At 34.6% G+C, this 12,315-nt stretch carries 10 protein-coding genes; 8 read left to right on the forward strand and 2 right to left on the reverse strand.

Annotated elements, in window-relative coordinates:
* The coding region (locus A9G24_RS04990; RefSeq protein ID WP_141673072.1) for an IS3 family transposase at window positions 1–339 on the reverse strand (339 nt) is incomplete at its 3' end.
* A 20-nt stretch (window positions 340–359) separates the two neighbouring features.
* Window positions 360–617 (reverse strand): transposase, encoded by a 258-nt coding sequence (locus A9G24_RS04995; RefSeq protein WP_065637205.1) that lies wholly within the window; start codon window positions 615–617, stop codon window positions 360–362.
* 151 nt (window positions 618–768) lie between these two features.
* Between A9G24_RS04995 and A9G24_RS05000 the strand changes: the two genes are divergently transcribed.
* From A9G24_RS05000 to A9G24_RS05035, 8 genes are all read left to right on the forward strand, one after another.
* Entirely contained in the window at window positions 769–1,269 is a 501-nt protein-coding gene (locus tag A9G24_RS05000; protein ID WP_081303087.1) for a hypothetical protein, read from the forward strand.
* 1 nt (window position 1,270) lies between these two features.
* Window positions 1,271–2,344, forward strand: a complete 1,074-nt coding sequence (locus A9G24_RS05005) for a hypothetical protein (RefSeq protein WP_065638046.1) — start codon at window positions 1,271–1,273, stop codon at window positions 2,342–2,344.
* Between the two features lie 253 nt (window positions 2,345–2,597).
* A complete protein-coding gene (locus A9G24_RS13025) occupies window positions 2,598–3,251 on the forward strand; it encodes a glycoside hydrolase family 19 protein (protein ID WP_065638047.1) in 654 nt (217 codons plus the stop codon).
* 2 nt (window positions 3,252–3,253) lie between these two features.
* Window positions 3,254–4,123, forward strand: a complete 870-nt coding sequence (locus A9G24_RS05015) for an XAC2610-related protein (RefSeq protein WP_065587615.1) — start codon at window positions 3,254–3,256, stop codon at window positions 4,121–4,123.
* A 707-nt stretch (window positions 4,124–4,830) separates the two neighbouring features.
* Window positions 4,831–7,356: a type VI secretion system Vgr family protein gene (locus A9G24_RS05020; RefSeq protein ID WP_081303088.1), complete on the forward strand. Its 2,526-nt coding sequence runs from the start codon at window positions 4,831–4,833 to the stop codon at window positions 7,354–7,356.
* A complete protein-coding gene (locus A9G24_RS05025; protein WP_065638048.1) occupies window positions 7,353–8,363 on the forward strand; it encodes a hypothetical protein in 1,011 nt (336 codons plus the stop codon). The genes A9G24_RS05020 and A9G24_RS05025 overlap by 4 nt, the downstream gene beginning before the upstream one ends.
* Entirely contained in the window at window positions 8,353–11,412 is a 3,060-nt protein-coding gene (locus tag A9G24_RS05030) for a T6SS effector BTH_I2691 family protein (protein ID WP_065638049.1), read from the forward strand. The genes A9G24_RS05025 and A9G24_RS05030 overlap by 11 nt, the downstream gene beginning before the upstream one ends.
* A 13-nt stretch (window positions 11,413–11,425) precedes the next feature.
* Complete coding sequence (locus A9G24_RS05035) at window positions 11,426–12,310, forward strand: putative type VI secretion system effector (RefSeq protein WP_065638050.1); 885 nt, start codon at window positions 11,426–11,428, stop codon at window positions 12,308–12,310.
* Window positions 12,311–12,315: the final 5 nt, after the last annotated feature.

The raw sequence follows: 12,315 nt of genomic DNA on the forward strand, positions 1-12,315 counted from the left end.
TGACCAACATTCACCTTGTTTATTAGGAACCAATAGCTTTTCTGGTGTTCGTTGGGGGATACGTTTTTTACGTTTAGCTCTAATATTAAGTTTTAACTCACAATACACCCGATACACCCGTTTATGATTCCATTTATAGCCGAGCTTTCTGATGCGATTAAAACATTTGGGAAAGCCCCAGCGTAAATGCCGGTCTGTGATAGCATTCAACACCGAAATAATCACCGAATCATCCGGTAACTTAGGTTGATGATAGTAAGCACAACGGCTTAAGCCAACAATGGCACAACTCATAGCAATAGTAACTGAATGATTTTGTTGTAGTTGCTGTGCCCACATTTTACGTACCTTTGTGGGCACTAAAGCTTTTTTATGATTTCTTCCTGAAGCTGGGATTTTAAGCTCAGTTCGGCAAACATCTGTTTAAGTTTACGGTTTTCGGCCTCAAGCTCCTTTAAACGTTTAATATCAGAGGTTTCCATTCCGCCGTATTTTTCTCGCCATTTATAGAAAGTTGAATTTGCCATGCCATATTTACGGCAGAGTTCCTTGACAGGAATACCTGCTTCAGCTTCTTTTAAAATAGCGACGATTTGATGTTCAGTCATTTTTTTCATAATTGAATCCTCTTTTACTTTTATCATAGAGAATTTTCTACTTTTTTGCTGTACTATTTTAGGGGATAGTTACAGAGGGATCATTAAAAGAATAAATCTGTTTTACAAAAAGCATGATAAATTCAAACCAAATATTTACCATGTATCTTATATGTTAGCGACAGCTCGTTGGGAAGCTACGTGGGGAAGTGATTTTTTCTGCGCACTGGAAGAACGTTCAGGCAGTTTAGGAAAAGCATATTTTAATAAATATGATCCTGTATTAGCAAGCAATGAATCCTTAAAAAAAAGGGCTAAGAACAATGGAAATACAGAAGAGGGGGATGGTTATAAATATCGTGGTCGAGGTTTAGTTCATTTAACGTGGAAAAATAATTATAAAAAAGCGAGTGACTATTTTGGTATTGATTTTGTTGATCAACCCGATAAAGCAGCAGAACTTGATTATGCCGTGCCAATAATGATTTGGGGGATGATGAAAGGGATTTTTACTGGTGGTAAATTGCCAAGGTATATCTATAAAAGCCATATTAATTACAAAGCAGCAAGAGCAGTAATAAATGGAAGTGATAGTGCTGATAATATAGCCTTTTTTGCGAAGCTATTTGAATCAATCCTTCGAAAGACGTCAAATTTAACTGAGGAATTTTAGAATGAGAAAAATAATATTATTGATATTAGTGATGATAATCAGTAATGTCAGTTATGCAAAGTTGTCTTGTTCAAATAAATTATTTATAGAAAATAAACAATTTAACATTAATTCTAAAATTTATAAATTTATATCTTACTTTTGTGAGGATAAAAATAATGATGAGGAAGAATTTTTTTCAAAAACAGCCATGCTAGAAGTACAGGCAGAAAACATCAATAAATTATATAAAAATGTAATTGGAATATGGGGAATGCTGAATATTGAATTGGAAGCATGGAATGATAAGCCTGCATTGCATTACTTTATGCCAGCTACGGAATCTATTGAAGCAGATATACCTATTATGATTAAAAATAATGAGTTAATGGTTCAATGTGTATATATTAACCAAAGATTGAAAAATTTTATGGAAGCAAAATATTCTTATTGTGGCGATCAACAAATTATCGAAGATGGATTCGGTGAAGATGCAATTTTAAATTTATTTCCTGAGTTTTACTTATACAGCATATACCATAACATATACTTTCCTGAAACTAATAAATATTTATCTGACAAACAATTTGATGCTTTTATTGGTAAAATAGATGATATCAATTTTTATCGACGTTATTCATCACTCAATGATTACTTTTTAAATAAATTTATAGTTATTATGGTGAATAAGGAAAAAGAATACCATTTTAAAGAATCAAAAATTTACCAACGAATATTGGGTAAAACAAAATCTGAGGGAATTATTGGATTAGATATTATTGATGCAAAAGGGAATATTACTTTTTATGATAAAAAGATATTATTAGAACTATTAAATAAATCTACCATAAAACCCAATATCAAGTCTTATATTCAACAAGAAAAAATCAATCTTTATAATAACCCCAATGAAAATGAGCCAGAAAGTATGTATTTAGTACAAAACGATTTTGTCAAAATTCTAGACGTAATTTGGGATAAAGACCAATATTCTAATGTCTGGTTTAAGGTAAGCTATATCAGTAAAAAGCACGGAGAAATAATAAAATGGATTAGAGGGTATGCTTTTAATCCTTGGAATTACGGTGAAGGGTGATGGTTACAAATGTTGAAATAAGGGTACCTTTTTATTGTTACAGCCAAATCCAAATTGGTTTAGATGAATTGCTTAAAAACAACGAGTTATTCAACAAAATAAGACCTAGAGTTGATGGGTGGGAAAATGGTAAGTAAAAGGTAGTTGTGTTAAATATAATAATGAAATCAATTATGAAAATGCATATAACTTAGTCATCCCAGCAGACACCACCCCACCAGCCACGCTTAGCACTGATGGCAAGGCGTGGTTTATGCATCCTATAGCATTATTTAATTTATTTAGAAAAAGTTTTAGGCATGTCAGTTATGAACAATTATCGACAATTATGTCAGGGTGTAATTCAGAAATAATAGAAACATTTTTACCATTTATTAATGATACAATGGAAATATTTGATATAAAATCGCCATTAAGAAAAGCGCATTTCTTAGCACAAATAGCTCATGAGACAGGGCAATTACGTTATATGGAAGAAATAGCGAGTGGTAAAGCTTATGAAGGAAACATAAGCCTAGGAAATATATTAGAAGGAGATGGCATAAAATTCAAAGGGCGAGGACTTTTACAACTTACTGGACGCAATAATTATACTGCATGTCAAACGTATTTAAGAACAATAAAAAAATATCATAATTTAGATATCACTTCATCTTTAGAAAATGCTAAGAAAGTAGCAAGTAATCCAGAGTTAGCTTCTTTGGTATCTGGTTATTATTGGTTAAAAATAAAGCCTAAATTAAATGTTAAAGCAGATGAAGATGACTTGTATTGGGTTTCAGTATATGTCAATGGTTGGAAAAAACAAGATAATCCCTATTATCCCGATAAGACAAAAGAGCCTAACAACATGGCACACCGTGCAGAAATGTTAGACATTGCAAAGAAAGCTTTCGGAGTAAATTAATAATGAAATTTTTGATTTTTCTTTCTATCTTTTTTGTATCGAAAGTTTTTGCTGATCCTATTTTATTAATAAATGAAAGAATTGGATTGAAGGGGTTATTTGAAAATAAAAATTTAATATTAACATTAGATATTAGTGATAAAAATGATATAACCGGATTATATAAAATCGGAGACCAAGATTCGGTTAACATGTTAAACGGTAATATCATTAATAAAAGCATTCAATTAGAATCAGAAAAAATTGAACGTAACAAATTTTCTTCAATACATTTAGATATAAGAAATAATCTTTTTAATGGGGATGGGACAATTAATGGGGAACAATACCCATTGATTTTAAAAAAAGAAAGTATCTCTTATAAAGAGATTATATCAAGTATAAAGATAGAGGCTATTAATGACAATGATTACGAATTAGTGATTGTTGTAAATCAAAATGAACAAAGATTACGTTTTTTTTCTTTAGAAGATAAAATAAATATTATTTTTGAAGATTTAAATTTCGATTCTTATCCTGATATTAGAGTTTCTGAAAATTATGGCGATGTTAATATAAGTTACTCTTATTTCCTCTATGATCCAAAAACATCTATTTACCGTTATTCTAAACAATTGTCTGATAATATTATTAACCCAAAGGTGTTATATGAAAATAAAGTATTAATAGGTCAATCTCATGACGGATGCTGTTTTTATGAAAAATCAATACGGTATCACAATAATCTTTATAAATTTAGCTTTAATTACCTTAAAAATAAAGGGGAAATGATTCATTATAATGGCAAAGGCAAAGTAATAAAAAAAACTTCTATTAATAAAGTCATATTTGAAAATGCTCCATTAATAAAAATGATAGACAATAATTTATAAACTTAATTTAAAATTAAAGTGTTTTATATTAAACATTATATAGTACTCTGTTCCGCTATGAGGGCTGCGCAAACAAGGAATAAAGCAAATAATGTGTAGGAGCCGAGTTGTTTACACTTCATGATTAAAATAATTCGCTAAAAACGCATAAGGTATTTTATCAAAAATCGCTTTATGCGTTTTGCGATATTGTAGCTATTAATCAAGTATTTAATCTTTGATTTCCTATCTTTGGAACCACTAAATATTTACGGATGATACCATATCCCCATTAAGGGATGTATTACGCTTTCTGCTTTCCCTCCGTTGCTTAAGCGAATTTTTCATTTATAGAAGAATTATCCCCCTATTTTATTGGCGCAGAATTAGAGTAATTTTTGTTAAAAATATTCAGGAATCTATACCGTTTCAGATTGAAATTATTTTAAATTTAATAAGTTAAAAATTTCCCTCGATAAAGCATAACGTTGCTTAAATCCCTTATTCAACAAAGACGCTAAGTCGCTATCACTTACTGGTTTAACTAACTGAAATTATTCATATTAAACAATATTTATTTAACAAATTTTTAACAAAAGGTTAAATTTAACACTAAAACAATGTATACTTTTTAGTTAAACTTAATGATGAAAATATCAGTGTTAAATAAAAAAATAACTAAAAATAACACAGATTGATTTTTATAAAATGGATATAAGGAGGAAAACATGTCAAACGAACTTAATCGTCTTCTGAGCCAGCTCGGTGACGGGTTTAGCGATTTAATGGCGGGCTTAGGGGGCGTTAGCCATAATCGCTATACCTTAACGGTTGACGGGCTGGGCGCGCCGATTTCGGTTTTACATGTTGAGGGTAATGAGTCGTTAAACCAGCCTTGGCGTTATGTAATCTCCTTTACCAGTACTGATAAAACCTTATCGCCTGAGGCCTTTCTTAATCAAAAATCGACCTTCTCCTTTAATCCAGTTATCAATAAACCATTAACTTCCGCTATCCGCTCATTAAGTGATTTGCCCACGTTGACGAATAAACGCACCTTGCATGGGGTGATTACTGAGTTTAGTCAGTTATCCGTCAATAAAGAGGAAGCCCATTATCAAGTGGTGTTATCTTCGTGCTTAGCACGGTTGGCTATTGGCCAACATAATGCCATATTTCAAAATCAAAGTGTGGTGAGTGTAGTTGAAGAAGTGCTGCGCAGTCATGGTTTGACGGGCATTGATTACCGTTTAGAGTTAAAAGACAGCTATCCTGAGCGGGAGTTTATCACGCAGTGGCAAGAAAGTGACCTTGAATTTATTCAACGCTTATTGGCCGATGTGGGTATCTGGTTTCGCTTTGAAACCCACGCTGAGCACCACTGTGATGTGATGGTGTTAAGTGATTATGAACAAGGCTATGCGCAGGTGGCTAATATTGACTATAAACCACCTAGTGGCATGGCAGATACGGGCGTTGAAAGTGTGTGGGATATCAGCCTGCATAGTGAAGTGGTAGTCTCCTCAGTCAAGGTACAAGACTATAACTACCGTGATGCCCTAGCCGATTTACAGGGCGAAATAAACACCCAACCTAAAGACCTTACCACCTATGGCAGCGACTATCGCTATGCCGAGCACTATAAAGGCTTAGCGAGTAACGGACAAGACAACCCGCAAGATAGTGGCGATAATAACGATGATGATAACAATATTAATAATGATAATCGTGATAACGGCAATAATCCTAATGAGAATAACAGGCATGACGAGAATCAGATTGAAAGCGGTCAGTGGTATGCCCGTATTCGTCATGAACAGGCTATTAGCCAGCAAATTATCCTCAAAGGCAAGAGTAACCACTATAACCTTGCTCCCGGCCAATGGATTAACCTCAACGGCAGCCCGCTGGCAGATATCAATGACGGTATCATCATTTTAACGGTACAAGGGCAGGGTAACCGCACTGATGCTTATGAACTCACCTTTACCGCTATTCCCTATCAAGCCTTAAAACCCTATCGCCCTGCGCCCATACGCTGGCCACAAGTTAGTGGCACATTACCTGCCCGTGTCACCAGTGCTAATCATGACACCTATGGCTATATTGACCCGCAAGGGCGCTATCGGGTTAAATTTAACTTTGATTTAAATGAGTGGAAAAATGGCACGGAAAGCTTATGGGTACGTTTAGCTAAACCGTATGCGGGCAACACCTATGGTTTTCACTTTCCGTTAATTGACGGCACTGAAGTAGCGATTGCCTTTATGCAGGGCAATCCTGACCGGCCGTATATTGCCCATGCGATGCATGATAGTGCTCACCCCGACCTTGTTACCACCATTAACAAACACCGCAATGTGATTCGCACGCCGGCTAATAACAAACTGCGCATGGATGATAAACGTGGGCAAGAGCATATTAAACTGGCCACCGAATACGGCAAAACTCAACTTAATATTGGTCACTTAGTTAACGAAAAAAAACAACCTCGCGGTGAAGGCTTTGAACTGCGCACCGACGAATGGGGTGCGATTGCCGCCAATAGAGGCTTATATTTAACCACCCAAACCGAGCCTAAAGCGCAAGGTAAACAGCTTGATATGCAAGCGGCAATCACTCAACTTGAAAATGCCCTCTCCATTGCCAAAGCGCTACAAAATGCCGCCACCCAGTCCGAAGCGCACAGCGCCGATACCGACAGCCAAGCGCAACTTAAAGCCAACTTAACTCAGCTAACCCAAAGTGGCCTACTAGCCTATGCGCAAGAAGGCATCGCCCTAACTAGTCCTGAAAATATTCAACTGACAACAGCGAGCAGCCTCACCTTAACCAGCGAACATCAAACCGACATCAACGCTTTAAACAACGTCACCCTTTCATCGGCTGAGGCGATTGGTTTATTTGCGCAAAAATCAGGCATGAAACTATTTGCCAACCAAGGCGATATCGAGCTGCAAGCCCAAAATGCTAACCTCAATATGGCTGCTAAGCAAGATATCAAAGTGGATAGTGTGGATGGTGAGGTAACTATCACAGCGAGCGATGAACTAACACTTATTTGCGGTGGCTCTTATATCAAAATCAGCAGTGAAGGTATTGAACTTGGCACGCAGGATAATGTTTATCTTAAGTGTAATGTGATGCAGAAGATGGGAACAGCAAATAAAAAGGTAGAAAATACGCTACCTATTGGATGCCAACGGACATTATCACAACAAACAAAAAAACAAGGGGCATTAGTTGAACTATGACTAAAACAGTTAATATGTCTGAACTTTTTCTATATGAAGATGATAAATTGTCTAATGAACAAATTAGTAAAATAGCAGATGAATTAATAAAAAATGCTAAAGAAGCAGACTATTGTTATTTGTTATTAGACTTAAGTTTGCGTGATCTAAGTGTTTTAGCGTTAGAAAATGACGTGTATGCATACATTGAAGATAATTATTCAAAATTACAATTTATTCAATTTGATCATCCCATGTTCAATATTAAAAATGTGCCTGCATTACTTTTATTCAATTTAAATGAACAGATTGAAATATTAAAGCAATTAATCCAGTTATCTTTTCAAGAAACAAGAACAAAAGCATTATTATCTGGACAAGGAAGAGCAATTTGTGGTTGGCTATTTTCAAACAAAAAAATACAAATTCTAAGTGATTATATTGCTAATTTATGCATTCAAAGACATCCAATAACATACTGTTATTATCTGTTGCGCCTTTATGATCCAGCTGTATTAAATTCTGTTTTAAGCCTAATATTACCTCAGATTAAAGATAAGATTCTTAGTGCAACAACATGTTGGGCCGTACTCAATGGCGATGGCGTATTAGAATGTTATAAAGCGGCAAAAATTCGCTGGGAATTTGTTGTTCATCGTTTAGGATTAAATAATCAAGAAATGAAAAATATTGCAAATATTAGCATCGAAAATCAAACATTAATTAAATATCGGCATAAGTATAAAAATCAACCACGTTACCATGAAGATCAAGCTAGAGAATATATACGTAACGCGCTCACACTTTGCAATCAATACCAACTCACCGACGAACAAGACAAAATCTTGTTTGCCATGCATTACTTAACAATAGGTAGTGAATTTCACCGTACGCCTATAATTACAAAGCTTTTAAAACAAAAAGAGACCTATTATCAAAAGCGTGTTGCATCAATTACTGATGAACAATGGCTCCAAATTGCCCAACAAAGTAAAAAATTAGCATCAGGAGAAAGTAATGAAGTGTAATTGTACTTCTTCAAAAGGGTTAACAATATTGCCTGTAACTTATTGTGTTGTTCCTCAAACCAACGGACTTAAACTACCAAATTGGGCAAGGCACTCTGATTTGAAAAAAATCGAACTGAAACACGATTACCATTACGCATTAAGAGTATCGCGTGAAGGCTTTCTATACCTATTTTATGAAGAAGGAGCTAGGGGTAATAACTATTGGGAAGTCTATAAAATTGCTGAAAACGGCACCTTCTGGAAGCAACTTTCCCCCCAAATGGCAAGTGCGGAGGAAGATTGTGGCTGTGCAGCCACTTTACAAAATACAGCCAGTGCTGAATTTATTTGTATTGAACAACCAAAGCAGTGTGGCAAAGTCTGGTTAGCTTATAGTGAGCATAAATGGCAAGATGATGTCCTAGAAAACTATGAAACGAATAGTCAGTTACGCAGTGAAAGAATGACAATGATTGAGCCCAAAAACATGGCAGAAGATGCAATAGCTGATGAAAACGGTATCGCACAATTAAATCAACAAAATATAAAACAAATTATTGATTATGCAGATAAAGATATTAAATCAAAAATAGCCGATCCAACAATTAAACATTTTAATAATCTGGTTTCAGATGACATAAATCAATGGAATACTAAGTTCTTAGATAACCATTGCACCGTTTTTCCATGGTCTGTTGACCGCCATATAAATAATACTATTGAATCAGCTTCACAACGTTCAACTGAACCAAGTGGTTACATTGTAGGACTAATGGATGCGGTCGGCATTGCTTATGAATTAAATGGTTGGTGTAATGAAATTGTAGGATACTTACAGCTATTTAATGAAGAGCGTGAACATGAAATGCAATCCGATGCGCTATTAACATTTTTTGAAAATAGCTTTATTCAATCCAAAGAAGACGAAAGACGTAAAAATTTAAATATCTATGAAGAAATGTGCAGAGAAAAAAATAATTATTGGCTAGAAGAAGTAATAAAAACAGAGGGTAAAGATTGGCTACAAAAGCGTAGAGACCAATATTACAACCAATATCGCTTTGAACCCGACATGCTAGCTGGGCTAAATAAAGGCTGTGATCTGTTTGAGGATTGGTTAAAAGATTCACGAGTTGTGTCGAGCTATTATCGACGATTGGATCTTGCCATGAAACGCGTGCAAAGTAATAAAGATATCAAAGCCTACCTTAAAACTATAGCCAAATTGCGCAAAGATGCAGAATTAACCATAGCTATACGCGAATTAATGCACAAAACCGAAGTCGACAAAATTCGCACTATATCAAGAGAAGAATTTGAAAAATACCAAGCTCGAATTAATCAACCGTTAAGAGACACTTATCACCAAAAATACGAACAAATCATGAAACAAGCAAGCTTGTTACATGAACAACGTAGCGAAAATGTATTTATATGGATTCAAAGCGATAATTACCTTAATACGTTAAATGACTATAGTCAAAATAATATAGAAGACGGAATTGAATTTGAACGAGTTGTTGTAACAGCAATCGATGGCGTGCAAGACACGAAAATAGGCAATGATACTATTGGTGAATGGATAAAAGCGCATGAAATACCTAAAACCAATCTACTTTGGCGAGCGATTGCCTTTAACCAAAATGGTGCCGTTAAAGAGCTAGAAGACTTTTTACTGGATGCTGAAAAACACAATGAAATCGATGGCGAAGGAAGATTGAAGCGCATCTTGTTCAATACGCCTAATAACTTATCTACCTTTACTGGAATTTGTCAAGAAATCAACGCTAACCTGCAAGAAAAGAAACCCAATGCCAATGCTAAATTTATTGATAAATTCGCCTACAAGCGTGATAAACTTGCCTCTATTTTAATTGGCAAATTTTTCCGTATTAAACCTATTAGTGTGGTGGTCGGCAATATGCGTATTGCAGCTGATCATATTAATCACTTTATCGCCCAAAAAATATTTATGGCAAGGGCAGGGCTTGAGCCAGAAGTAGTTAACGGTGTTATGCACGAATATTACATCCGCCGGACTTGGGTTGACAGAATGAAAAAATTAAACAGTGATTATCAAATGTTTTCAGGCCCTTTTCCGAAAGTAGGGCAAAAAGGTATGCGAGGCATGTTAATTAATAGTTACTTAAAAGACTATACTCACAATATTTTAAGAAAAGTCATTATAAAAAGAACAGAAAAACCAGCTGATATTATCATTAAAAGAAAACACGATGAAATGTGGGGTAATCATAATAACCAAGCATTTGGACGTAATTTAAAAGACGCAAGATTATCTGCCGTGTTGCTTGTTTTTCAGCTACCGGTTATTGCAACATTATTTATTCAAGAAGACAATTACAACGACGATGAATTTACTAACTTAGTACTGTCTGCCTCATTGAGTTTGGTCAGCTCATTAACCAATGTGCTAATTAAACCTGTGGAAATTTCCTTTAAAAGCACCAAACTAGTAATAGGGCTAAGAATTGTAGGGCATTTAACTAGTGGGGCATCGTCGATATTTGGGTTATTATATGCAATTCCACAGGCAAAAAAAGAAAATCAAGATAATGTTGAATTGGCATTAAACTATGCCAATGTCATGGTCTATATTAGTCAATTTTTCAAAACGAGTACAGCACTGTTAAAAATGTCGCCTAAATTAGCGAGTCGTTTTATTCTTAGTAGGTTTATAGTAATAGTTGGACTTAAAATCATTACCATTCTTGCCACATGGTGGGTGCAATTAATTTTAATGGTGGTGGATTTTGTGTGGACATTAATTGTTGATGACGATATCCAAAAATGGATTAGAGCTACCCGTTTTGGCACTCAATATGATCGTAATATATCCCCAAATTTTGACGCAGAATTAACAGCCTTTAAAAAACTAATGAAAATAGAAGAAAATCAAGAAAAAGTTGAACACGCCACCGATAGCTTTTTAACTTATATTGGTTGGGATAGCTCAATCTTTTCCGATTTTTCGTTTAATGATATTTTAGGAATTGATCCCGAAAATAATTCACAATCCCAATTAAATACTCCTTATTCACTAAATTAAGAGCGATAAATATATGACCCTAAAATCATTTTATAAAATTCAAAATCAAATGGTCGACAAATCTTGGCGACATCATGCCACGCCACCGGTTTTACCGTGCTTGGGCGATGAGTTTACTTGTATTCGTGGCACAATAAAATACATTGATTTACAAATGCAACAACAAGCGTTTGAAGTTGAATCGTACCAAAATATGCAAGAATCAATGAAACGAACTAATCGAGCAGCACAAATTGGCGCAATTATAGGCACATTACGGGGCCAAGTTGGTTTAACTAGTATGCCAGAAACTGAACCAGTTTTGCGTAATGCCAATTTTGTCAATGTACAAATTGAAAAAGAGATTTATCGTGGTTGGGTTGGAGATTGTCCATTTCAACCAGGTGATGAAGTGATTGTGGTCGCTGAATGGCAACATGACCATTACGAACTTTATGCCATAGCCAAACCCGATGAACGGATTATTTGTGTTTGCCCTAACTGTTTTCGAGGGCGTTGGGCTTATTCTGTATTTTGCCTTAAATGTACTATTATGACTTTGATAATTGCACTATTAGTCGTGACGGGCATCTATATATATTACCATGGTTTAGATAAAGTTGTTACTTTAAGTAATAGTTATTTAAATAACATTTCAGGTGCTGCAATGGCTTTTGGTACTTTTGCTGTTATTGGTTTTATTATTGCTTTAAAAGACAGCTTTAAAACCAAAGTCAAAATTGCTGAGCAAATATTTAAGGCTTTAAACTTAAAAAAGATATCAAGACTTGATTTAAGAAAATTCACCAATAGAAAATGTTGGAAATTAAAGTTTCAAGGAAAATATAACGTAAATGATAAAAAGCCTAATATTAGCTATAAAATAAAAGTGGATGATAATAATCTTTTTTATTATTAAAAAAA

Source organism: Gilliamella sp. App6-5 (assembly GCF_001690525.1).
Lineage (GTDB): Bacteria > Pseudomonadota > Gammaproteobacteria > Enterobacterales > Orbaceae > Gilliamella > Gilliamella apicola_H.